Raw genomic sequence first — 25,403 nt, 5'->3', positions numbered from 1 at the left:
CGATGCTCACTTAGCTGTTTTACGTTTTTGCTTTAAAATCGTTTGATCTAATGAACTTGAAAATTCACGTTTATCACGCTCGGAAATAGGAGGCGGTCCACCAGTTTGCACACCTGCACCACGGAGCGTATCCATGAAATCACGTAGATGTAAACGCGCCTTAACATTCGCCGTTGTATAAACTTCACCACGGGGATGAATAGCAACTCCACCTTTCTCGATCACCTGAGCTGCTAGTGGAATATCCTGCGTAATGACAATGTCATTTTCAACCATACGATCAACTATTTCTTTATCTGCCTGATCGGCACCACTTAAAACCTGTATTGATTTAATTCGTACTGAAGGGGTGATACCAACATTCTGATTAGCAACAAAAATGACTTCTAATTGATAACGATCTGATGCACGTAAAATCACTTCACGTAAAATTTTCGGTAAGGCGTCTGCGTCTACCCATAGCTTAAATGGCAGCACGTTATTCTCTATTTCCACTAAAAATATTAGTCTAACAGATGCTTTTCGAAGGTGAGTAAAAATAACGATTAAACTGATTTTTAATTTCAACATTTAAATTTTTTATAAATTAAACTTACTTTTAACTTATAAATAGAAACGCCGCTTCTCTTTAAATGACTAAATACGCGCTTTTACAAGAGAATTTACATATGGTGACTTGAAAAATAGCAAACACCCTCGATTTAATATAACAAGTAATGTGAACCCAACAGCATCGTGCTTATGAAAAATCAAAACAGTCCAGAAGTTATTAAAGTAAATGACCAAAATTTTGGTAGTCATGGAGAACATTGGAATCTATTGACGTCCCATCCCGAAACAGATGTACCAAAATGGTTAGGACTAGCACTTGATGCACCTGTAATGCCAATGGGTTTGTGTGAACATGAAGAAGACATGGACCAATCTTTTTGGCTCATTCAAGGTCCACAAGACCAAAAAGTTACCATCAATCAAATTATTGCTGTTGAAAACCAAAAACCTCGTGCGCTTAAAACAGCCTTCCCAAGTTTTGAAAGTCCGTACCAATATAATGCAAAAATTGAACGCATCATTACTTGTGACTCTGCAACACAAGCCGTGTTAAGTTTAAGACTAAATAAAAATACAACCGTTTATGCATTTGATAATTTATTTAGTGTTAACTACTGTCAATATGACAAAAATCAAAACTATCAAGTCCAATTTAATGCATGGGCTTATGAATTAGAACCTGTTCCAGCAGGCGAAAAAATTATTGTTGATGACCCAGCTTCGATTAAACATCACCGTGCATTAAATGCAATTTTAACTGAACATAATGGTATCGCTCCTGAAAACTTACAGGAACTCATTAATGAATGGCAACCAAAAACTCCAGAAGATCAAGAACCTGTAACCGTTGATTTTTCTAAAATGGTCGCCTATTTATATGGTGAAAATCTTGGTCAAGAAGACGAAGCATGGTTCCAAGGTAATATTGTTGGTAAAACTTCTATGACATTTATGGGGGCAGAATATACCCTTTATGATGTCACTTTGGTTTTAGAAGATGATCTTCCTGCCATATTAGTGCGCATTGCGACCAGAAACGATTTGTATAAAAACTTTAATATTGGCGAATATATTCGCGGTAATATCTGGATTCAGGCGACTATTTGTGCTAAAAAGGGTGAAACTAATTGAATTTCACTAATATTTTAATAATTAGGTTATTGAATGAAGATTATACCCGAACAAACTACCAGCCTCATTCAATCCAGTAGCCTGCGCGTAAAGGTCGATACTGGTGCGTTTTGCTTTTTTGTCTTGGGTATGTTCTTAGCTGCCATATTCATGCACCAGTTTGGTTTAGTGCCTTTTTAATTTATAACTTATTCAATAAATAAAGCCCTCAAATGAGGGCTTTATTTATTTGATTTGCTTAACCATTACGCTTTGCAAAATCATCCATAAAGTTGATTAAAGCCTGTACGCCTTCTAATGGTACGGCATTATAAATACTTGCACGCATACCGCCGACAGAACGGTGGCCAGCTAAATTCAACAAGTGATTAGCTTCCGCTTCTTTTAAGAATTGCTTTTCTAAAGCTTCATCTGCCAAGGTAAACGGTACATTCATAATTGAACGGTTTGGAATTGCGATCGGGTTATTGTAGAAATCGCTTGAGTCGATATAACCATATAACAACTGAGCTTTTTCAAGGTTCACTTTATGAATAGCCTCTACCCCACCCTGCTCTAGCAACCATTCAAATACCAAACCAGACAAGTACCAAGCGTAAGTCGATGGTGTGTTTACCATAGAACCATTTTTGGCTTGGTCGCCATATTTTAAAATACTTGGAATTTCTGGTTTAGCCTGATCAAGTAAGTCATCACGAATAATGACAATTGTTAAACCAGCAGGACCAATATTTTTCTGTGCGCCAGCATAGATTAAACCAAACTTGGTCACATCTAATGGAGCAGATAAAATACTTGATGAATAGTCACAAACAAGTGGCGCTTTTACATCAGGAATTCCTGCGAACTGTAAGCCGCCAATCGTTTCATTATCCGCATAATGTACGTATGCTGCATTGTCAGATAAATTCCATTCGCTTTGTTCAGAAATTGCGAACTTGCCATCTACTTTAATGCCAGCTTCTACAACATTAATATCGCCATAACGTTTTGCTTCTTTTAACGCTTTTTCAGACCAGATGCCGGTGTGAATATAATCGGCTTTACTGTTCTTACCTAAAAGGTTTAAAGGAATAGCAGAAAATTGTAATGACGCACCGCCTTGTAAAAACAGTACTTTATAGTTTTCTGGAATATTCATTAACTTGCGTAAATCTGCTTCAGCTTTTTCAGCCACAGCAACATAGTCAGCACTACGGTGACTCATTTCCATGATGGATAGACCTTTACCTTGCCAATCCAACAATTCTTGTTGAGCTTTTTCTAAAACGGCAGTAGGTAATGCAGCAGGACCAGCACAGAAATTGTACGCGCGCATGATTTTTCCCTTGTATAAAGTCAAACACAATAAAAATGGCATTTAACCACAGATTGCTTAAGCTTGCAGCAGCTTCTCAAGTAAATATTTCAATGCTGGACTGTATTTAGCTTTATTTTTTCAATTATTGTTGTCGTTATTTCTTTAGTTTTAATAATCAGCTTCCCCATTTAAAAAAATTTTTAAGCAAAAAGATCAACTTGACTTGTGATTATAATTTCACATACCTTGATAGCTATTACAAAAATATTGGCTTAGTAAATTCAATAATTAAAGGAGCTAAAAACCACCATGTTTTTATACAAATGTATAATAAACAAGATGATAATTGAATTTAATAACAAGAAATTTAAACTATAAGGGATGCCAAAAATTGTTATTTAAAATGCCAACACATCGATATAGACATTCTATTTTTCCCTTTTCATTTAAACCAAAACATCTTGCTTTGGCTTTAGGCTTTTTTTTCACTAATCATTTATATGCCGGAAGCTTAAGTTATGCTGAAGCAGAACAACAAGCTTTGAAAAGTTCATATAGTACTCAAGCCAACCAAGCATTACAGCAAGCATCTCAATTAGAAGCTGAAGCAGTAAAGGGCCTCGGTTTACCTAGAGTTGATTTGAATGTCAGAGCCTACGCTTTTCATAGTGAAACAGACGTACCTCTTGGCTCTTTTAAACAAAAACTTGAGAATGATTTGAGCCAAGGACTCAACGATAAACTTTCACAGTGGAACAATGTCATTCCATCAGATGTGCTGGGACAAGTTCAAGAAGGCGCAAACCAAACCATACATGATGGTATAAATCGCTTTCCCGATTATGCGAATCTGACCATAGAAGATCAGGTCGTACGCCCTTCCATTTCAGTCGTAATGCCACTCTATACAGGAGGCTTAACCAGCAGCGCAAAAAAAATAGCTAATATACAAGCACAGCGCTCTGAGCTTTCAAGCCAACAACAACAAGATATACAGCGATTTGAAGTGGTACAAAGTTACTTTAATGTGCAATTACAGCAGCAACTGGTCGCAAGTAGCTTATTTAACTTTAATGCAATGCAAAAACATTACAGCAATGCCCTAAAGCTGGAACAACAAGGATTTATTAGTAAAGGGCAACGCATGCAGTTTGAAGTCGCGCGTAATAATGCGGAACGTACTTTACAAAATACTCAAGCCAACTTAAACGCTAGCCGCTTTAGCCTTAATAATCTTTTACATCAACAAAATAATGTCGATTTAAGTACACCATTATTTGTAAATAATACCCCAAGCCAGTCTCTAGAATCGCTTTTAACCAGTTATTCACAAAAATCTAGCCTTGTACAAAAAATGCAGATGGATACTCAACTGGCTAACGTCAATATTCAAGCTCAACAAGCAGCAAAAAAACCAAGTCTATTTGCATTTGGTGAATATGCGCTTGATGAAAATGAAAACTGGATTGTCGGTGTAATGGCAAAATACAACCTATTCTCTGGGGTAGATAAAAATAAGAATATTCATGCCGCTGAATTAAAGCGTTACGCTTCTGAACTCATGACTGAACGAACTAAACAAGAGATCGAAGCTCTTTTGAATAAATCATATAACGAGCTCAACTCTGCTCAGCAAAGTCATCAGCTTTTACAAAGAAACGTAAATGCCGCTCAAGAGAACCTACGTATTCAAGAACTTTCTTTCCGCGAAGGAATGGGTACAGCAACCCAAGTGATTGATGCGCAAAATGCATTAAGTGCGTTAAAAACTGAAATGGCTTTAAATGCTTATAAATATGTCATATCACTTGCAACTTTACTGCAAAGTCATGGCTCAATTGACCAGTTTAAAGCTTACGTTAATCAACCACATACCGACTATATTCGTTAAGGGGAGTATAAAATGAATCAAGACTCAGCTCATTCAGAACAAGATGCTCCAGTTGCGGATACAGCAGAAACCAACCAAGTTCATAAAGATGATCAAGTTAGTGACCATCAAGAATCAAACACAAATAAAAATGACGCCAATCCACCTAAAAATTCCAAAATTAAACTGATTATTGGCCTGATCATCATTGCCTTATTAGGTTTAATTATTTTTGGTTTGTGGAAAAGCTATCAACCGAAACCTATTGAACTACAAGGCCGTGTTGAAGCTGAAACTATTCACGTAAGTACAAAAGTCCCAAGTCGTATTGAAGAAATTTATGTACAAGAAGGCCAGAAAATTTCCAAAGGCCAGCCACTTGTTCGTTTGGTTAGCCCTGAAATAGAAGCTAAAAAGCAACAAGCTTTAGCTACTTTACAATCGGCTTTAGCATTTCAATCTACGGTCGATCGCGGTTCGCAACAAGAAAATATTGATACTCTTTATGCCAACTGGCAAAGCACCAAAGCACAAGCAAACCTTGCAAAAACCACTTACCAACGTGGGGAAAATTTATATAGACAAGGGGTAATTTCGCGTCAAAGACGAGATGAAATGCTCGCAGCACAGACCTCTGCTCAAGAGCTAAGTGAAGCCTCTTATCAACAATATGCTCGTGCAAAACGTGGAAGCACTAGCCAGCAAAAATCTACAGCAGATGCACAGGTTGAAATTGCAAAAGCTGCGGTAGCTGAAGCAAAAGCTTTAGAGGAAGAGACACGCTTACTCTCTCCAATTTCAGGTACCGTTTCAAAAACTTATGGTAAACCTTCTGAATTAGTCGCTATGGGTGTCCCTGTTGTCAGCATTTTAGAAGATGATGATTTATGGGTGAGTTTAAACGTCGGTGAAAATCAATATGCCTCTGTTTATAAAAATAAAACCCTTGAAGGATTCATTCCCGCTCTTAATCAGAACGTGAATTTTAAAATTAAGAATATTGATGCGGAAGGTGAATTTGCCACTATAAAAACGACTCGCCAAACTGGGGGCTATGATATACGTAGCTTTAAATTACATCTGGTACCTGAACGTCCTGTCAAAGATTTAAAGGTTGGCATGAGCGTTCTATTTAAAATTAAAGAAGAAAAATAAAGCATGTTTGCCAGTATATTACGGGAACTAAACTATCTAAAAAGCAATAAATGGGATTTGTGTATGGTGACACTTATCCCTGCTTTTATCATTTTCATGTTTAGCAGCATGTTTTACGCAGGTAAAGCTGAACACTTACCAATTGCCATTATTGATCAGGATCAAAGTGAACTCAGCCATAATATTGAAAAGTATCTTTCGTTGAATCATACAGTAGACATTAAAACTATTACGGCAAGCTCTGCTGAGGCTGAACAACTACTCAATGAAACCAAAATATGGGGCTATGTTTTCATTCCAGACGGCGCTGAAAAACGCTTTGTGAAAGCACAAGATGCTCAAATCAGCATTGCATTTAACCAGTCTTTTTTTAGTGTCGGAAATACGATTTCTTCAGCAATGCTGATCAGTACCCTCAATGCTTTAGCAGACTATGCTGGTCAAAGTTATCTTGTAAATAGTATTCCCTATTTAGATGTTCCTACAGCTCATGTCAAAATCTCAACGCTTTATAATCCAAGCATGAGCTATGAGTTTTATTTAGAACCCTTCATGGTTCCTGCTGTATTGCACTTATTGCTGTGTTGCTGTGTTGCCTTTGCTATTGGACAAGAACTTAAACGTGGCACATTAACAGCATGGGTAAACCGAGAAAGTTTTATTCAAGGCTTATTGGCCAAAAATCTGCTTTATAGCCTTATATTTTGTGCATGGACATGGGTATGGATGTTTTGGCTAGTCGAAATCCGGGGCTGGTTCGTAGCAGGTTCTCTTAGTTTATTGCTATGCGCACAGTTTCTACTTTATTTTGCCTACGCTTTGATTAGCAGCACCGTCATTCTTGCAACCAAAAATTTAAGTAAAACTTTTGGCTTTATCGCGGTATATGGTGGGTCTTCTTTAAGTTTCGCAGGCGTTACGCTACCTTTAAATAATGCCCCTATTTTTACCAAATTTTGGTCACTCATTATTCCTTATACCCCTTATGCCAAGCTTCAAACCGAACAATGGGTGATCGGCAGTCCAGTTTTCATTTCAATGATTCCTTTTTTAATACTCATTGGTTATTGCCTGATTTACTTCTTTTTAAGTTGTCTATTGCTTAAAAAATTAGTTCGAGGGGCAACAGAATGAAAGAGTTCTTTAAGGCTTATGGGCAAACATTTAAAGACATTGTAAGTAATAGCTCAGTTTTCACAACGCTAATTTTATCGGTCATTCTTTATAGTTTTTTTTACCCTACCGCCTATAAAGCTGAGCGGGCAGAATCTATTCCTATTGTCATTGTTGATGAAGAACAAAGTCTCTTAACTTCTCAATTAATCGGTCAAAGTGCAAATAGTCCCCATGTTCATATCGTTACAGTTACCAGCAATTTTTTACAAGCAGAACAAATGGTTCGTGAACAAAAAGCAGATGGTATTTTGCTTTTACCCAATAACTTAACACAGAGCCTACGCCGCGGAGAAACAGGCGGAATTGGCTTATATTTAAGTACTACCAACTTTTTAAAAACTAAAGAAATTGGTTTAGGCTTAGCTACATCCATCGAAGCCACATTAAAAGAATATATTGAAAAATTCGGACAACGCACGCATTTCCAGCCAGCGCTTTCTATTCATCAAGTGCCTTTATTTAACCCCCTTTCAGGCTATGGAAGTTATATTTTTCCGGCTGTTGCCTCTTTAATTATCCATCAAACTATTGTCTTAGGTTTAGCGATGCTGATTGCAAGCTACCGTGAGCAACACCAAAAAATTACAGCTGTTCGTTTTGCTGGAATTTTTGCAAGTATATTTACTATTGGTTGTTTGGGCTGTTTTTATCTTTTTGGTTTTACCTTGTGGTTTAATGACTACCCCCACGGTGGAAACTTCACTGGTTTACTAGTTGCTGTTCCTATTTTTATTAGTTGTGTGATTGGACTAGGCATGTTGATCGGTTCACTTTTAGATATGCCAGAACGTGCTGGACATATTATTGTATTTAGCTCAGTACCTTTATTCTTACTAACTGGAGCCGCTTGGCCTCATCAAGCCATGCCTGAATGGTTACAATGGTTTGCATGGTGTTTACCCTCAACACATGCGGTACAAATGTTTGTGCAACTTAATCAGATGGGTGTTTCATTAGCCACGGTTGTACCAAAGCTGATTTTTCTTGGGACCCTTGGATTAATATTGGTGAGTTTATCTTATTATCGGCTTGTTAAAAAATCTTCTTTATAAAATAAAAAAGGAAGCTTATGCTCCCTTTTTTATTAAAGTTTTACTTAGTCTTCAGAAGCATCTTCATTATTTGATACAGCTTCTTCGTTATCAGTCTCGGTAGTATCTACTTCGCCTTCGAGAAACTCTTCTTCATCTTCAACAGCTTCAATAGACACAACGCCCACTAGAGTTTCTTCTTCGCTTAAACGAATCAGACGTACACCTTGTGCATTACGACCAGTCATTGCAACCTCTGCTGCACGGGTACGAACTAACGTACCGCCATCAGAAATAAGTAACAATTCTTTGGTTTCGTCAATAGACACTGCACCAACAAGCTCACCGTTACGTTCGCTCGTCTTAATCGCAATTACACCTTTACCGCCACGTTTCTTGGTCGGGAAGTCATTTACTGGAGTACGCTTACCATAACCATTGGCACTTGCACACAGTACTTCACCTGTTTCAGGTACAACTACAAGCGATACGATACGGCTTACTAAATTTGAATCTGCTGAATCGTCATTGTCATCTGATTCATCATTTTCAACATCTGCATCTTCTTCACTTAAAGTACTGCTTGCAAAGCTCACGCGCATACCACGAACACCTTTCGCAGTACGGCCCATTGCACGTACGTCAGTCTCAGCAAAACGGATTGCCTTACCTTCGTTCGAGAACAACATGATTTGCTGATTACCATCAGTAATCGCAACACCAATTAAGGTATCTTCTTCATTGAGCTCAATTGCGCGTAAACCATTTGAACGGATATTAGCGAATTGCTCTAAATCAACACGTTTAACCGTACCTGACGCTGTCGCCATAAATACGTAATGGTTTTCTGGGAACTCAGTTAACGGCAAGATAGCTGTTACTGTTTCATTCGCATCTAAAGGTAACAAGTTCACAATCGGACGGCCTTTTGCACCACGTGATGCTTGAGGCACTTCAAACACACGAAGACGATATACTTTACCTACGTTGGTAAAGCACAGCACAGTCGCATGGTTTGAAGCTACAATGAGATGTTGAATAAAGTCATCATCTTTCATTGAAGTTGCCGACTTACCACGACCACCACGGCGCTGAGCCTGATAATCTGAAAGTGGTTGAGTTTTTGCATAACCTGTTTGTGAAACCGTTAATACAACTTGCTCTTCAGGAATTAAATCTTCACGGCTAAAATCAATACGTGATTCAATAATTTCAGTGCGACGTCCATCACCATACTGTTGTAGTACCAGTGCCAACTCTTCGCGAATTACAGCCATCAATAAATTGAAATCATTCAAAATCGCAGTAAGTTCAGCGATTTGACCTAAAATTTCAGTATATTCTGCATGTAATTTGTCTTGTTCAAGACCTGTTAAACGGTGTAAACGTAATTCTAAAATTGCGCCTACTTGTGTTGGTGATAAACGGTAAATCGATTCAGTTAAACCAAACGGACGATTTGGATCTTCACCTTCGATTTCATCTGGACGAACAGAAATTGCGCCAGCTTTTTCAAGTAATGAAACGACACCACCACCTGCCCACTCACCTGCAAGTAAACGCTCACGCGCTTCAGCAGGGTTAGCAGAAGTTTTAATCGTCTCGATAATTTCATCGATATTGGCTAAAGCAACGGTTAAGCCTTCTAAGATATGACCACGTTCACGTGCTTTACGCAGTTCGAACATGGTACGGCGTGTCACAACTTCTTGGCGGTGACGGATAAATGCCGCAATAATATCTTTCAGATTCATCAATTTTGGTTGTCCGTTATCAAGACAAACCATATTGATGCTGAATGAATTCTCAAGTTGGGTATTTAAGAATAAGTTATTTACAACGACTTCAGCGTTTTCACCGCGCTTTAAGTCAATTGCAATACGCATACCTTCTTTGTCAGACTCATCACGAAGTTCTGAAATACCTTCAAGTTTTTTCTCTTTCACTAACTCAGCAATACGTTCAATAACTCTTGCTTTGTTTACTTGATATGGAATTTCAGTAAAGACGATCGTTGTACGGCCTGTCTTTTCGTCTTCTTCGAAATGGTACTTACCACGAATGTGTAAGCGGCCTTTACCTGTACGGTAGGCATCAACAATACCTGATTTACCGTAAATAATACCGCCTGTAGGAAAGTCAGGACCCGTAATGTATTCCATCAATCCTTCAATCGAGATATTCGGATTGTCAGCATAGGCTAAGCACGCATTCACAACTTCTGTCATGTTATGCGGTGCCATGTTGGTTGCCATACCTACGGCAATACCAGCAGCGCCATTAATTAACAAGTTAGGAACACGTGTCGGAAGTACTTCTGGAATACGCTCAGATCCGTCGTAGTTATCTTCCCAGTCAACCGTGTCTTTTTCTAGATCTGCAAGAAGCTCGTGTGCAAGCTTGGTCATACGGACTTCGGTATAACGCATCGCAGCTGCGCTATCACCATCAATCGAACCGAAGTTACCCTGACCATCTACCAATAAATAACGTAAGCTAAAGTCCTGAGCCATACGTACAATGGTTTCATAAACAGCTGAGTCACCATGAGGGTGATATTTACCGATTACGTCCCCAACAACACGCGCAGATTTCTTGTAGGCTTTGTTATAGTCATTGCCCAATTCGTGCATGGCATAAAGCACACGACGGTGAACAGGTTTCAGACCGTCTCTCACATCCGGCAATGCACGAGATACGATTACACTCATCGCGTAATCTAAATATGAATGCTTGAGTTCGTCCTCAATGGCAATCGGTCGGATTTCCGATACGCTCATGCATACTCCTTCTTACAGATAGAAATTTCCATCTGCTTATATGTCTTGATCTTGCAAAAAATTTAGTTCCGGAAACTGAACTAAAATCGAAAAAAATATAGCTGTATACTATAGCATAAAAGCACTTTGTAATGTGCGGAATCTACACTGCTAATCTGGTGATATTTGTATAATTTAATTGCATATTATTCTTATCATATCGCTATAACGAGCATGTTCTATTCTTAATAAAACTATGTGATTTTTATTCTATAAAAATCAAACCTCAAATGAAATAAAAGTCTCAGTTATACATTTCAGGACACTATCCATAATAAAAAAACCCCTAGTAAAAACTAAGGGTTTTTTAGCTTTAATCAGTAAAGATTAAAGTTTAGATACCAATTCTGGTACTACAGTGTTCAAATCACCAACTAACCAGTAGTCAGCAACACTGTTGATTGGCGCTTCTTCGTCTTTGTTGATTGCAACAATAACTTTAGAATCTTTCATACCAGCTAAATGCTGGATCGCACCAGAAATACCTACAGCAACATAAAGCTCAGGCGCAACGATTTTACCAGTTTGACCAACTTGGAAATCGTTAGGTACAAAGCCCGCATCAACTGCTGCACGTGAAGCACCTTGTGCTGCACCAAGCTTGTCAGCTAATGGATCAAGTACTTTATGGTAGTTCTCACCAGAACCTACACCACGACCACCAGAAACTACGATGCGAGCCGCAGTTAATTCTGGACGATCAAGCTTAACGATTTCTTCAGATACGAAGTGAGAAATACCCGCATCTTTTACTTCGCCAACTGTTTCAACAGCAGCTGAACCGCCTTCCGCAGCTACTGGATCAAATGCTGTACCACGAACAGTACCCACAATGATTGCTTCGTCAGATTGAACAGTTGCAATCGCGTTACCAGCGTAGATAGGACGCTTGAATGTGTTCGCAGATTCAACAGAAATGATATCTGTGATCATGCTTACATCAAGAAGAGCAGCAACACGTGGAAGAATGTTCTTACCAGTCGTTGTAGAAGCAGCTAAAACATATTTGTAACCTTTAGCCAAGTCAGCAACTAAGCCAGCTACGTTTTCAGCTAATTGGTTTGCATAAGCAGCGTTGTCAGCAAGTAAAACTTTGCTTACACCAGCAACTTTAGCAGCAGCATCAGCAACTGCTTGAGCACCAGAACCAGCAACTAATACAGTAATATCACCACCGATTTTTTGTGCTGCAGCAACAACGTTTAAAGTAGCACCGTTAAGTACTTGGTTGTTGTGGTCAGCGATAACTAAAATACTCATGATTTTATCCTTCCGTATTAGATCACTTTCGCTTCATTTTTCAATTTTTCAACAAGCTCATCTACAGATTTCACTTGTACGCCAGCTTTACGTTCTGCTGGAGCTTCAACTTTAACAGTTTTAAGCTTAGTACCAGCTGTAACGCCATAATCCGCAGGAGATTTTGTATCAAGTGGCTTCTTACGAGCTTTCATGATGTTAGGCAATGCTGCATAACGTGGCTCGTTCAAACGCAAGTCAGTCGTGATGATTGCAGGAAGTGTAAGTTCAACAGTTTGTAAACCACCGTCAACTTCACGAGTCACTTGTACTTTACCGCCATCAACTTTCACTTCAGAAGCGAATGTACCTTGACCAGCACCTAATAATGCACCAAGCATTTGACCTACTTGGTTAGAGTCATCATCAATTGCCTGTTTACCAAGAAGGATAAGTTCTGGTTTTTCAGCTTCAACAACACCTTTTAAAATTTTAGCAACTTCTAAAGCGCCAATTTCATCAGTAGTTTCAACCAAAATACCACGGTCTGCGCCTAGAGCCATTGCAGAACGGATTTGTTCTTGAGCTTCTTTAGGACCAACAGAAACAACAACGATTTCTGATACTGTTCCTTTTTCTTTTAAGCGAACCGCTTCTTCCACTGCGATTTCACAAAATGGGTTAATTGACATTTTTACGTTGGTAAGGTCAACCCCACTATTGTCCGGCTTAACACGAACTTTAACGTTGGCATCAACCACGCGTTTTACAGCAACAAGAGCCTTCATGTAATCCTCGGCTGTTCTAGCAAAAGTAAATGTTGAGAAAAGTATATTAACTCTTCAATTAAAATTTTTTAGGTACCCTATCTTGCAATGTGTTTGGCATTTCGGTCAAGTCACAATTTCCGCTACTGCTATAAAAAAGATGAAATGCTCAGTTCATAAAAAATTTTTAAACTGCTATTAGGATCTATTTTATTCTTTTTACACTCTATTTTATATATTGATTTTTATTATCTTTTTATCTTATTTAGCATATTAGCTAGAAACATAAGATTACTTTTTAAAGCCTTCAATTCAAGGTTTTTTAGACCCAGTCGTCCACAAAATACTCAAAGATCAAAATTGTCAATTGGGTAGTTTCCCTTATTTCTCTTAAACAAATTTGTAAAAAAATACAAATGATCTCTACATTCACCTAAAACATCTCAATTTAATTATCTTTGATTGAGTCTATTTTTTAACTTTTAGCTTTTAGCTTTTATGTGCCCTTGGATGGGCTTGATCATACACTTGAGCCAAATGATCGAAATCAATATGGGTATAAATTTGTGTTGTAGATAAATTACTATGGCCTAGCATTTCTTGTACTGAACGCAAGTCACCGCTACTCGATAGCATATGGCTAGCAAAACAATGTCTGAGTAAATGTGGGTGTAAATCAACATTTACACCTGCTCTTTGTGCCTGAAGCTTCACTCGTTTTTCAATTTGCCTTGGAGTGAGCGCCCCTCCTCGTAAGGAAATAAAGACAGAATCATTTTGATCAAAATGTCCTTTCCAAATTGTATAAACTTTCAACCAGTTCAATAGGCTTTCTTTTGCTTTTTTCCCAAATGGTACTATACGTGTTTTATTTCCTTTACCTGTAATACGAACAAGTTGGCGATTAAAATCTACATCCTTAACTGTTAAACCCTGCAATTCAGCTAAACGTAAACCACTTGAGTAAAGTAACTCGAGCATCGCTTTATCTCTTAACCACAATTGCTGATCAATTGGTTTTTCCGGCATAGGTTGATCTAAAATTTGATTAACCGTTTCTATGTCGATCATGCCGGGCAAAGGTCTAGGTTGGCGTTTTAACTTAAAATCGTCGGTAGGATTAATTTCTAGATATTTACCTTGTTCAGCCCACTTCATAAATTGACGAATTGAGGTGAGATGACGTTGCATGCTACTTGAACTTAACTGGTCCTGTTCGACACGCTGCGCTAAATACTCTCTTAAATCTGAAGCTTCAATATTTCTCAAATCTAGTTGTTTGTGCTCGCAGAACTCAAGAAAGCTTTTAACATCTCGTTCATAAGCAGTAATCGTGTGCTCAGATTGATTCTGTATTTTTCTTTCTTTTAACCACATTGAGAGCAGTTGTAATGCAAAATCCAAATTGCTCTCCATTTATTTGTTCATTTTTTTGAGTGTACCAAAAACTATGTGATCATGAAAATTTGATATCGCACAACCTAATGCTGATCTAATTTATATATTACAATTTAAACCAAGTATTCATTGGACCATGCCGCCATGACCACCATACTCATTCCTTATTTAATTGCGATTACCTTACTTACACTGACCCCGGGTCTGGATACGACTTTAATTATTCGTACAGCAACACTTGAAGGTAAATCGAAAGCGTTTCAAGCAGCGGTCGGCATTAGCCTTGGCTGTATTGTATGGGGAATTATGGTTGCCTGTGGTCTAGGTGCTTTGCTCATGGCATCTGATCTCGCTTTTAATATTCTAAAATGGATGGGAGCAGCTTATCTAGCATGGTTAGGTTTAAATATGATTTTAAAACCACGTAGCCAACTTGCAGATATTCAAGAGAATAGTTCAAATACCTCTCCTTCACAAAATTGGTTTATTAAAGGCTTTTTGGGTAATTTACTTAATCCCAAAGTTGGTATTTTTTATATTTCATTTCTTCCACAGTTTATTCCACCACAAGCATCAGCAGTTACTTGGGTGATGGGACTGGTAATGATTCATGTGGTGATTGGAATGTTATGGTCAACTTTATTAATTTTGGCTATGCAACCACTGTCACGTTATCTTAAGCAACCTAAATTTGTGAAATATATGGACCGAATTACTGGCAGTATTTTTGTGTTGTTTGCTTTGAAATTAGCTTTGAGTAAAAGATAAAATTAAAAAAAGCGTGCTAACACATAGCACGCTTTTTAAAAGACTTACATCATCTTTTTTAAATAATCTTTAATTTGTGCGGCCACTTCATAGGCATGTTTTTCTGCCAACTGATGATCTCCACCTTTAACAATATGCAGCCTTGAATTTTTAAATATCTGATTTAAGTATGTTCCCACTTCAACTGGGCTTACTGGATCTTGGTCGCCCCAGATTAATAAGATTTCGACATTTATATCTGTCAGAAATTCTTCATAGTTGGCATTCGTCGTAATAAACCAATCAGGATATTTTAAAAATGCTTGGCGGTATGCTTCACGCCAGTCTTGAACATTAAATCGTTTAAGGTTGATTCCACCTGAAGTTGCGATCAAGACCACCCCTTTCACCAAATGAGGTTTTTTTAGCGCTGCGGCAACGGCAAAAATCCCACCCATTGATTGAGCAAGAATTACAGACTCATCATAAATTTGATCAAGAACATAGTTGGTTAATTCTTCAAAATTTTTAACCCGAGGAGATTCTGGTATATCTCCAAAACCGGGGTAACCAATAATTTTTGTCTGGTAATGCTGAGGTAATTTTCCAATTAAGGGATGCCAAAATGTCGTACTGCCTGATGCACCGGGTAAGAAAATTAAATTCATATCATGCTTCTTCTAATTGGGTTAATAATGGTTTTAGTATTTCTTTCCCTCTTAACTGCTGTAACCATATTTGTGGTATCCCTTCATATCCAAACACGATTCCTGCCAATCCTCCTGCAACACAAGCGGTTGTATCAGTATCTTGTCCTAAAGCAATAGCTGTTTTAATGACATCTTCATAATTATCTTGTTGCAGAGCGAAACGAGCTGAATGTAAACAATCCACTACGTAACCGCTGCCCGATATTTTTTTCTCATGTGTTGAATCAATAATATGATTGAGTTCTTGTTGTTCATTAACACTATTTTCATAAAGTTGCATCAATATGGAAATACTAGATTTCCAAGCATCATTAACTGTTTGTCCTTTCAATAAATACTTTGCCCATAAGCAATATAAAGCACAGCAAATTTTTGATCGAAGATGAGCATGGGTCAAATGAGACTGCTGATAGGCTAACTCAACTAATTGCTGATCAGATCCCCTATACCATAATGCCAAAGGTAATGTGCGCATCAACGCTCCATTACCATTCGAATGTTCATCTGTATTAGCCATCTCTTCTACAGACACCCCAGCTTCATAACGTTGTAACGCCTGAGCAGTTTGCACTCCAATATCAAACACTTGATAATCAACCGCCATATAACCATAACGGTACCAATTGCGAAGACGGTTAGCAAAATCGATGCTATCGAGTTTTTGACAATGTAATAGTGATGCCAATAAGCATAGAGCCTGAGCTCCATCATCTGACCATGTTCCAATTGGAATATCTGGATAAGTTCGCCTAAAATCTTTAGGTGGAATCATATCAATATGTGAGTAAAGTGGAAGCTGCAAAGCTGAATGAAATTCATATGGTACACCGACTGCATCACCAATCAGCAGACCATAAATTGCTCCTCTAATTTTATTTAGCATTTTTCTCTCAATATTTATTCTTGTAAAAATAAAGGGGAAAGACCTTATTTTAAGATCTTTCCCCTGAGACAAATCTTACTTAGCCTTGGAAATAACGTAAATCCAAACGCCCATCATATACATGAGTTGTTGGACCAGTCATCCAGACCACATCGCCTTCTTGCCATTCAATTTGTAGCTTACCGCCAGCAAGTTCAACTTCTACAGAGTTCGCAAGTAGACCACGGCGCATGCCACTTACCGCAGCAGCACAAGCTCCTGTACCACACGCAAGTGTTTCACCCACACCACGTTCAAATACACGTAAGCGAACATGCTTGTCATCAATCACTTGCATGAAACCAGCATTAACGCGTTCAGGGAAACGTTTATGTGATTCAACTTGCGGGCCAATACCTGCTACATCAGCAGTAAGCACATCTGGAACAATAGTGACCGCGTGTGGGTTACCCATGTTCACAACATCAATACTAATGTTTTGGTCATTTGCCAACTCAAGGGTATATAAAGCTTCAGGTTCATCAGCCACAAATGGAATTTCATTTGGCAGAAACTTTGGGTAACCCATATTTACGCGCACCCAACCATTTTGCCCAAGCTCTGGCTTTACAATACCCGCTTTGGTTTGTACGGTAATGTTGGTTTTATTGGTTAAATGACGTTCGTGGACAAAACGGGCAAAACAACGCACACCATTACCACATTGCTCAACCTCAGAACCATCTGCATTGAAAATACGGTATTTAAAATCAGCTTCGGGTACATCTGGTGGTTCAACAATTAAAAGCTGATCAAACCCCACACCAAAGTGTCGGTCTGCCAAACGTTGAATTGTTGCTGTATCTAAATAAGCTCTTTGGCTAATTAAATCAACTACCATGAAATCATTGCCTAAACCATGCATTTTGGTAAATTCTAATAACATCTCATTTACTCCTCAGGCAATAAACGTTCTTTTTCCCAAAGCGACTCAACCGTTTCACGTTCACGAATTAAATAGCTTTTTTCACCTGATACCATGACTTCTGCTGCACGGCCACGTGTGTTGTAATTTGAGCTCATGACAAAACCATAAGCCCCGGCACCAAGTACAGTCAACAAGTCATTTTCTTGTAATGCAAGTGAGCGGTCTTTACCAATGAAATCACCTGTCTCACAAATTGCACCAACCAAATCCCAAGTTTTTTCTTCGGTATCTGTACGTGGTACAACAGGTTGAATATCCATCCAAGCTTCATATAAAGCAGGACGAATTAAATCATTCATTGCTGCATCAATAATCGCGAAGTTACGATGCGTCGTTGGTTTAAGCAAATCAACTTTGGTTAAAAGTACACCTGCATTTGCACTGATGCTACGACCCGGCTCCATATAAACTTTCAAGCCTAATTTTTCTAAAGCCGGCTTCATAGAGTTTGCATATTCTTCAACAGTTGGCGGTGTTTCATCTTTATAACAAACCCCTAAACCACCACCGATATCGATATGTTTCAGATTAATGCCTAGTTTTTTCAACTCATCAATCATCACAATGACACGGTCTAAAGCATCAACAAATGGTTTAGTTTCAGTGAGCTGTGAACCAATGTGGCAATCAATACCTACGATTTCAAGGTTAGGTAAAGATGCAGCATATTGATAAGTTTCATAAACTGCATCACTTGGAATACCAAATTTATTTTCTTTTAATCCTGTTGAAATATAAGGATGCGTTTTTGCATCGACATCAGGATTTACACGTAAAGAAATAGGCGCTTTTTTGCCTAGGCGAGCTGCTACTTTTTGAATACGGTCCAACTCTGCATAAGACTCGACATTAAAACAGGCAATACCTACATTTAATGACGTTTCAATATCAGCTTCAGTTTTACCTAAACCTGAAAAAACAATTTTAGAAGCATCGCCACCTGCTTTTAAAACACGTGCTAGCTCACCACCAGACACAATGTCAAAACCCGCACCAAGTTTTGCCAAGACATTAAGAACAGCTATATTTGAGTTAGATTTCACCGCAAAACAAATTTGATGATCAATAAAGTCAAAGGCACGATCCATATCTAAATAATGTTTTTCAAAAGCTGCTTTTGAATAAACATATAACGGTGTGCCAAATTGCTGCGCAAGCTGCTCTAGAGAACATTGCTCTGCATGCAATACTCCATTAATGCGGGTGAAACTCATGAAGGTGTCCTTATTTCAAAGCTTAAGGTGATGTAGTTTGTGGTTGAGCGGCTGATGATTCGACTGACTGTTCAGCCTGTTCATCTTGTTGCACAACTTGTTTCTGTTCTTTATTACGATAGAGCAAGTATTTTGCACGTTTGTCATAATTTGGATCAGAAGGTAGCTGCAATGCTCCTGACTGACCGCAAGCGCTAAGCAAAATACTGCTGCTCAATAAACTGATGAGGCAAATGACACGACGCATCTGAGCACCTGATTTAAACAATTCGATGCAGTATACCGTGATCAGGCAAGCGGCTAAAGAGTAAACTTGAATAGAAAAACAATATGCATAAAAAACGCCAGCTTTTCAGCCAGCGTTTCATCATAACCAAATAAATTTAATTATTTTTTATGACGTGGTTTATAGAAGAAGAAATAACCAATGATCAAGATAACAAACCAAATTGGGCTGACTTTAAGCGCTTTAAAAGTATCTGGCTCTAAAGACAATACGTAAATCATACCAATAAAGAAAATAATCGTGATCCAACATGTAAATAAGCCACCAGGCAATTTAAATGTTGATTTGGCATGCAGTTCAGGACGCGTGGTGTAATAACGGATGTAACTCCAAATAATAAGCAACCACACGCAGATGAAGAGAATCGTTGAAAGTGTTGTTGCAAGCGTAAATGCTTCAACTGTATTTGGTACAAAATACTGTAATGCTGCACCTAACAATAAACACGCAGCAGAGAAATACAATGCATTTGCCGGTACCGCACGTCTGTTCAGCTTACCAAAAGCTTTTGGACCCTGATCTTCACGAGATAAACCAAATAACATACGGCTTGTTGAGAAGACACCACTGTTCATTGATGACATCACTGATGATAACACCACCAAGTTCATCAGGATGGCTGCTGCTGCCACACCTGCTTGACTAAACAAGTTCACAAATGGACTGATGGCTGGATCAATTTTATTCCAAGGTGTTACAGACATCACAATCAATAATGCCAATACGTAGAAAATAATGATACGGATTGGAATTGAGTTAATTGCTTTTGGTAAGTTACGTGCAGGGTCTTTCGTTTCCGCAGCGGTTGTTCCCACAAGTTCTACACCAACAAAAGCAAAGATTGCAATCTGGAAGCCTGCCAAGAAACCATGTACACCTGTTGGGAAGAAGCCACCGTTAGCCCAGAGATGAGTAAATGATGCAACTTCACCTGTACTTGAGGTAAAGCCTGTAAAGATCATCCATAGACCCACAGCGATTAAAATAATAATCGCAAGAATCTTAATGAGCGCAAACCAGAACTCTAACTCACCAAACAAGCGAACTGTTAACAGGTTTAAACCCATAATAAATACAATCGCGGCAACACTGATCATCGCCCCTTCGACAGGCGAGAAAGGTAGACCATTATTGAAGAATTGTAAGTAGTAGATAATTGCAGAGAGGTCAGCGATACCAATCGTGATCCAACATAACCAGTATGTCCACCCTACAAAATAACCTGCCCATGGACCGATTAAATCTGTTGTGAAGTCAATAAATGATTTATAGGCAAGGTTTGAAAGAAGTAATTCGCCAAGCGCACGCATGACAAAAAACACCATCACACCAATAATCAAATAAATGAATAAGATCGACGGACCAGCAAGGCTAATTGTTTTGCCTGATCCCATAAATAATCCGGTACCAATTGCACCACCAATCGCGATCAGCTGTAAATGCCGATTTGAGAGGCTTCGATGGAGCTCACCTTGTTCATGAGGCTCGCTCAGATTTTGATTCGACATTTTATAAATACACTCCAGTAATTTTTTTAGTCCGTTAGCTAAATTCAAATCAAAAAGACGATATCGCACCATTTGCAGGTATCTTTTAAATGTATATTTTTTGACAACTTTTCAGCTAACCAATTTTGTCTGTATTGCTGATGATTCCAAGCTACATACAATTAAATCCGATAATACGCACAAGCCCCTAGCAATACAACGCACTTTTTGGAACATCCAGTTTCTCATTTAATGATCAATCTCATATAAAAAAAGGTGGTCAATATGACCACCTTTTTAGCTATTTGGCTGTTAAACTCTAGCTTCCTGTTTTCTTAACTTGCACATTCAATTCTTGTTTTTTCTTCAAGCGCTCTTCCCAGAATGTCGCATTTTTAATTCCTAATTTAATAGGGTCAAATGTGTACTCTTTTACTCCCGCTTTTTGTTGTTCTTCGTAATCTTTTAACACCTTAATCGTTGGTTTATAAATAAAGTACGTTACAACAATACCAATAATATTAATCCATGCCATTAAGCCGACACCAATATCACCTATACCCCAGATATAGCCTGTGGCACTCAGTAGACCATAACCTACAGCAAGAATGATTGAACATTTCACAATGAACAATAATGACGGTGATTTTGTAATGTAGCTCAAATAAGCAAGGTTTGTTTCTGCAATATAGTAATAAGCTACGATAGTGGTGAAAGCAAAGAAGAATACGGCTAAAGCAACAAAGATCTGACCAAAATTACCAAAAATAGTGCTCACCGCCATTTGTGTAAATGCAGGAGAACCAATTTCAGTCGAGGCAGGAACATTTTGAACAATGAATTGACCTGCTTCTAAAGCCCCCTGAACATTATATTGGCTTGTCATTAAAATCATAAATGCAGTAGCAGAACAAACAATTATACTATCAAAGTGAATTGAAAAAGATTGTACTAAACCTTGTTGAGCTGGATGTTGAACTTCAGCTGCCGCTGCTGCGTGTGGTCCTGTTCCTTGGCCTGCCTCATTGGCATAAACACCACGTTTGACCCCCCAACCGATTGCAGCACCAAGACCTGCCATTGGAGTAAATGCATCTGTAAAAATCAGGCTTAATACTTTTGGAAGATCTGAGATGTTAACCACAACAATGATAACAGCCATGAGGAAATAACCAATTGCCATGAAAGGTACAACCAGTTCAGCAAACTGAGCAATTCGTTTAATCCCACCGAAGATGAGGATAGCCAGCAAACCAATCACGACGACCAAAGCAACGAGTTTATAGACACCAACATCACCAAAAACAATTGCGCCTTCACCTGTAATCTGTGTAAATGCCTTACCTACTGCATTGGCTTGAATACCCGGTAAAAACAAACCACAAGCGACAATTGCTGCAATAGCAAATACAATTCCTAACCAACGCTGACCTAAACCTCTATCAAAATAAAATGCTGGGCCACCGCGATATTGTCCCTGATACTCAACTTTATAAAGCTGACCAAGTGTCGATTCTACATAAGCTGTACCAGCACCAAAGAATGCAACCATCCACATCCAAAAAACTGCACCGGGTCCACCAAAGCCAATTGCTGCTGCAACACCCGCAATGTTACCTACACCAATACGACCTGCTAAAGATACTGATAATGCCTGAAAAGATGAAACGCCCTGCTCTGAAGAAGTACCTTTTATTAAAAGTCTAGCCATTTCTTTAATTTGGCGGACCTGAACAAATCTTGTCAAAATAGAAAAGAATAAACCAACGCCTAAACATAAATAGATAAGCGCCTTACTCCATATAATACTATTTACCCAATCAACAATTTCTGCTGCACTCATAGATATCAACCTTTTGTATTTCTAAAAATACAATACTCATATTATTTTGTTCGTTTTCACTTCAGCAATATCCATGCCATATCTATAATAAACAGCTAGATACATACTCCAGTAAAAACACCTTCCTTGGGGAATAGATTAGATTTTTTATAACCATTGAAAACAAACTTTATCTGACTTGTAAAAATCCAATATCGTGTTATTTTTGATGTCTTTCCCTTATTAGTTCCTTAGAAGATCCCTTCAAATTTCCTCATTATCTTTTATGAAAATTTTAGGAAACAAGAATGAAGAACTTCCTAAGAACTATATTTATATAATATCGAGCAAAATTTCAATTTTTTATGAGTAAAGTCAAAACTGTTTACCGTTGCGAGCAATGTGGTGCCGATCATCTTAAATGGGCTGGTCAATGCTCAGAGTGTGGTGAATGGAATTCTCTGACTGAAGTTAAACTTGAGCCAACCACTGCTCACCGTGCGCGTCCTAAAATTGGGGGCTATGCGGGTCAAGTTGCTAACATTACAACGCTAAATAAAGTTTCAGTTTCGCATGAAACCCGTTTACCTACAGGTATTAGCGAATTTGACCGAGTGCTTGGCGGCGGTTTGGTGACCGGTTCTGTGGTGCTGATTGGTGGTGACCCTGGTATTGGTAAATCAACCATTCTTTTGCAAACTGCAACGCACATGGCAAGCGCAAAAAGCTCTGCACTTTATATTACGGGTGAAGAGTCTTTATCTCAGGTGGCGCTTCGTGCGCAACGTCTTGACCTGCCAACTGACCAATTAAAAGTCATGGCAGAAACCTGTGTAGAACGCATTTGTGAAGTTTTAGAACAAGAAAAACCTGTAGTCGCTATTCTAGATTCGATTCAAACCCTTTATACAGAAACCCTCCAATCTGCTCCGGGTGGTGTTTCACAAATTCGTGAATCTGCTGCTTTATTAACCCGTTATGCAAAAAATAGTGGCACAGCGCTATTCATTGTTGGTCATGTGACCAAAGAAGGTGCACTGGCAGGTCCGCGTGTTTTAGAGCATATGGTGGACTGCGTACTTTACTTTGAAGGTCAATCGGATTCTCGCTATCGCATGATTCGTGCTGTTAAAAACCGTTTTGGTGCAGTGAATGAGCTTGGCGTATTTGGCATGACTGATAAAGGCTTACGTGAAGTGGCCAATCCTTCCGCTATTTTCCTAAGTCGTTATGATGAAGCGATTCCCGGTTCAATTGTGATGATTAGCCGTGAAGGAACTCGCCCTCTTTTGGTCGAAGTACAAGCTTTAGTTGATGATGCTCAAGGACAACCTCGACGTGTTGCACTTGGTCTTGAACAAAACCGTTTAAATATGCTGCTTGCTGTAATGCATCGTCATGGCGGCGTGCAAACCACTGGACAAGATGTATACGTCAACATTGTAGGTGGCTTAAAAATTACTGAAACAGGTTCTGATTTGGCTGTTTTACTTGCATGTGCTTCAAGTTTACGTACCAAAGCCTTGCCCCAACAGCTTGCAGTTTTTGGTGAAGTTGGTCTTTCTGGTGAAATTCGCCCTGTTCCTAACGGTCAGGAACGCTTAAAAGAAGCAGCAAAACATGGCTTTAAATATGTCATTTTACCAAGAGGAAACGCCCCACAAAAGGCAATTCCGGGCGTACAAGTTATTGCTGTTGCGCGCTTGCATGAAGCATTGACAGAAGCTATGCAACTCAGTGATGAATTGACATAAAAAAACATACTTTTATAGTTGAAATTTAGAGTAAAAGCCTGCATAAATACTATTACAAATTAACTTTAAACAGGAATTTCCTATGGAAGTACACCAGCGTGGCTTGATTACCGGTATTTTAATGGCTGCTTTAGCAATTTCTCCTCTTGCTGAAGCTAAACGTGCAGGTGGTGGTAAAAGCCACGGTATGGCACGTTCGACTACTTCAAGCCAGTCTTATCAACAACCTCGTCAAGTGACTCCAGTTCAACAAACCACTACCGCGCCTCAGAAATCTGGTCCAGGCGTTGGTTCAATGGTTGCAGCTGGTGTGGCTGGTGCTGCCGTAGGTGCTGTTGCAGCAAATGCTTTAGCTGATGACAAACCGACATCAACTGAACAGCAAGCCACTCAGGCTCAAGCTCAAGAAGAGAAAAAAGGTGGAATCCCAGGTTGGATTTGGGTATTGCTTGCCGCAGCTCTTGCTTTCTTTGTATTCCGTAAATTGGGATCAAAAAAAAAATTAGCAGGTAACAACCCTTACGCACCAAATAGTAACGGTCAAAACCCATTTGGCCGTTCTGCTGCACCACAAGCAGCTCCACGTAATGCCGGCGATAATACAAATATCTTTGGTCAATCTGTGGGTGGCGGTGCATCAACACAAGCGCCTTTTGGCGGTGTAACAACGAGCAATGGCAATCAACTTCCAGATGGTAGTGAACCTGCTGCGTTCTTACGTATTGCACGTCAACGTTTTAATCACATCCAATCGATGAATACTGCAAGTAACATTGAAGAAATTCGCCGTTACTTAACACCAGAACTTTATAGTTCAATGTATAACGACATCATGGAAAACCAAGATCAAGACGTTGCTGAATTTAGTAACTTGAATGCGATGGTTGTAGACAGTGCGACTGAAAATGGTCAATACGTAGTAAGCGTACGTTTCACTGGCACAGTAAGTGAAGATCTAAACAGCTTGCCACAACCGTTTACCGAAATCTGGCACTTTGTTAAGCCTGCTGGCTCTCAGCAAGACTGGGTTGTTGCAGGTATTCAACAAGCTTAAGCTAAATAAATCCTAAATAAAAAAGCCACAATATTGTGGCT

Annotated in this window: 21 protein-coding genes; 8 read left to right on the top strand and 13 right to left on the bottom strand. The window is 38.8% G+C overall.

The window, feature by feature from the left end:
• Positions 1-6 precede the first annotated feature (6 nt).
• Entirely contained in the window at positions 7-495 is a 489-nt protein-coding gene (locus JGE69_RS05735; RefSeq protein ID WP_078210287.1) for a YaiI/YqxD family protein, read from the bottom strand.
• A 246-nt stretch (positions 496-741) separates the two neighbouring features.
• Between JGE69_RS05735 and JGE69_RS05730 the strand changes: the two genes are divergently transcribed.
• Complete coding sequence (locus JGE69_RS05730) at positions 742-1,683, top strand: hypothetical protein (protein ID WP_199113136.1); 942 nt, start codon at positions 742-744, stop codon at positions 1,681-1,683.
• A gap of 238 nt (positions 1,684-1,921) precedes the next feature.
• Here the strand turns inward: JGE69_RS05730 and serC are convergent, their stop codons facing one another.
• A complete protein-coding gene (gene serC, locus JGE69_RS05725; protein ID WP_017385810.1) occupies positions 1,922-3,001 on the bottom strand; it encodes a 3-phosphoserine/phosphohydroxythreonine transaminase in 1,080 nt (359 codons plus the stop codon).
• Between the two features lie 385 nt (positions 3,002-3,386).
• Between serC and JGE69_RS05720 the strand changes: the two genes are divergently transcribed.
• The 4 genes from JGE69_RS05720 to JGE69_RS05705 are packed head-to-tail and all read left to right on the top strand — an operon-like array spanning position 3,387 to position 8,236.
• Positions 3,387-4,874, top strand: coding sequence for a TolC family protein (locus tag JGE69_RS05720; protein WP_104079181.1), 1,488 nt, complete (start codon positions 3,387-3,389; stop codon positions 4,872-4,874).
• A gap of 12 nt (positions 4,875-4,886) precedes the next feature.
• Positions 4,887-6,008, top strand: a complete 1,122-nt coding sequence (locus tag JGE69_RS05715; RefSeq protein WP_199113137.1) for an HlyD family secretion protein — start codon at positions 4,887-4,889, stop codon at positions 6,006-6,008.
• A gap of 3 nt (positions 6,009-6,011) precedes the next feature.
• On the top strand, positions 6,012-7,142 hold the full coding sequence (locus JGE69_RS05710) for an ABC transporter permease (RefSeq protein WP_199113139.1): 1,131 nt from the start codon (positions 6,012-6,014) through the stop codon (positions 7,140-7,142).
• Positions 7,139-8,236, top strand: coding sequence for an ABC transporter permease (locus JGE69_RS05705; protein WP_199113141.1), 1,098 nt, complete (start codon positions 7,139-7,141; stop codon positions 8,234-8,236). Before JGE69_RS05710 ends, JGE69_RS05705 begins: the two co-directional genes overlap by 4 nt.
• Positions 8,237-8,280: 44 nt before the next feature.
• Here the strand turns inward: JGE69_RS05705 and gyrA are convergent, their stop codons facing one another.
• The 4 genes from gyrA to xerA all read right to left on the bottom strand — a co-directional run bounded on the left by gyrA (position 8,281) and on the right by xerA (position 14,417).
• A complete protein-coding gene (gene gyrA, locus JGE69_RS05700) occupies positions 8,281-10,995 on the bottom strand; it encodes a DNA gyrase subunit A (RefSeq protein ID WP_069140866.1) in 2,715 nt (904 codons plus the stop codon).
• A 366-nt stretch (positions 10,996-11,361) separates the two neighbouring features.
• A complete protein-coding gene (locus tag JGE69_RS05695; RefSeq protein WP_002118921.1) occupies positions 11,362-12,294 on the bottom strand; it encodes an electron transfer flavoprotein subunit alpha/FixB family protein in 933 nt (310 codons plus the stop codon).
• 17 nt (positions 12,295-12,311) lie between these two features.
• On the bottom strand, positions 12,312-13,061 hold the full coding sequence (locus JGE69_RS05690; RefSeq protein ID WP_002118903.1) for an electron transfer flavoprotein subunit beta/FixA family protein: 750 nt from the start codon (positions 13,059-13,061) through the stop codon (positions 12,312-12,314).
• Positions 13,062-13,529: 468 nt separating this feature from the next.
• A complete protein-coding gene (xerA, locus tag JGE69_RS05685) occupies positions 13,530-14,417 on the bottom strand; it encodes a site-specific tyrosine recombinase/integron integrase (RefSeq protein WP_199113258.1) in 888 nt (295 codons plus the stop codon).
• A 165-nt stretch (positions 14,418-14,582) separates the two neighbouring features.
• Here xerA and JGE69_RS05680 point away from each other — a divergent pair, with 165 nt between their 5' ends.
• Complete coding sequence (locus tag JGE69_RS05680) at positions 14,583-15,206, top strand: LysE family translocator (protein ID WP_039759701.1); 624 nt, start codon at positions 14,583-14,585, stop codon at positions 15,204-15,206.
• 44 nt (positions 15,207-15,250) lie between these two features.
• On the opposite strand, the gene JGE69_RS05675 is transcribed toward JGE69_RS05680, so the two are convergent.
• From JGE69_RS05675 to JGE69_RS05645, 7 genes are all read right to left on the bottom strand, one after another.
• A complete protein-coding gene (locus JGE69_RS05675; protein ID WP_199113143.1) occupies positions 15,251-15,853 on the bottom strand; it encodes an alpha/beta fold hydrolase in 603 nt (200 codons plus the stop codon).
• Position 15,854: 1 nt separating this feature from the next.
• Entirely contained in the window at positions 15,855-16,778 is a 924-nt protein-coding gene (locus tag JGE69_RS05670; protein WP_199113145.1) for an ADP-ribosylglycohydrolase family protein, read from the bottom strand.
• A gap of 79 nt (positions 16,779-16,857) precedes the next feature.
• Positions 16,858-17,703: a diaminopimelate epimerase gene (gene dapF / locus JGE69_RS05665; protein WP_000923480.1), complete on the bottom strand. Its 846-nt coding sequence runs from the start codon at positions 17,701-17,703 to the stop codon at positions 16,858-16,860.
• Between the two features lie 5 nt (positions 17,704-17,708).
• Entirely contained in the window at positions 17,709-18,959 is a 1,251-nt protein-coding gene (gene lysA / locus JGE69_RS05660; RefSeq protein ID WP_031987390.1) for a diaminopimelate decarboxylase, read from the bottom strand.
• A 22-nt stretch (positions 18,960-18,981) separates the two neighbouring features.
• Positions 18,982-19,206: an LPS translocon maturation chaperone LptM gene (gene lptM, locus JGE69_RS05655; protein WP_001255198.1), complete on the bottom strand. Its 225-nt coding sequence runs from the start codon at positions 19,204-19,206 to the stop codon at positions 18,982-18,984.
• A gap of 140 nt (positions 19,207-19,346) precedes the next feature.
• Positions 19,347-20,753 carry an amino acid permease gene (locus JGE69_RS05650; protein ID WP_014207418.1) on the bottom strand — a complete coding sequence of 469 codons (1,407 nt, stop codon included), beginning with the start codon at positions 20,751-20,753 and terminating at the stop codon, positions 19,347-19,349.
• 298 nt (positions 20,754-21,051) lie between these two features.
• Positions 21,052-22,575 (bottom strand): alanine/glycine:cation symporter family protein, encoded by a 1,524-nt coding sequence (locus tag JGE69_RS05645; protein ID WP_199113147.1) that lies wholly within the window; start codon positions 22,573-22,575, stop codon positions 21,052-21,054.
• 344 nt (positions 22,576-22,919) lie between these two features.
• Between JGE69_RS05645 and radA the strand changes: the two genes are divergently transcribed.
• Entirely contained in the window at positions 22,920-24,308 is a 1,389-nt protein-coding gene (radA, locus tag JGE69_RS05640) for a DNA repair protein RadA (protein WP_005073053.1), read from the top strand.
• An 82-nt stretch (positions 24,309-24,390) separates the two neighbouring features.
• Complete coding sequence (locus tag JGE69_RS05635) at positions 24,391-25,362, top strand: Tim44 domain-containing protein (protein WP_199113149.1); 972 nt, start codon at positions 24,391-24,393, stop codon at positions 25,360-25,362.
• The last annotated feature ends 41 nt before the right edge of the window (positions 25,363-25,403 follow it).

It is taken from the genome of Acinetobacter sp. C13 (assembly GCF_016809775.1).
Classification (GTDB): domain Bacteria; phylum Pseudomonadota; class Gammaproteobacteria; order Pseudomonadales; family Moraxellaceae; genus Acinetobacter; species Acinetobacter pittii.
This window is presented reverse-complemented; position numbering and strand designations above follow the sequence as displayed.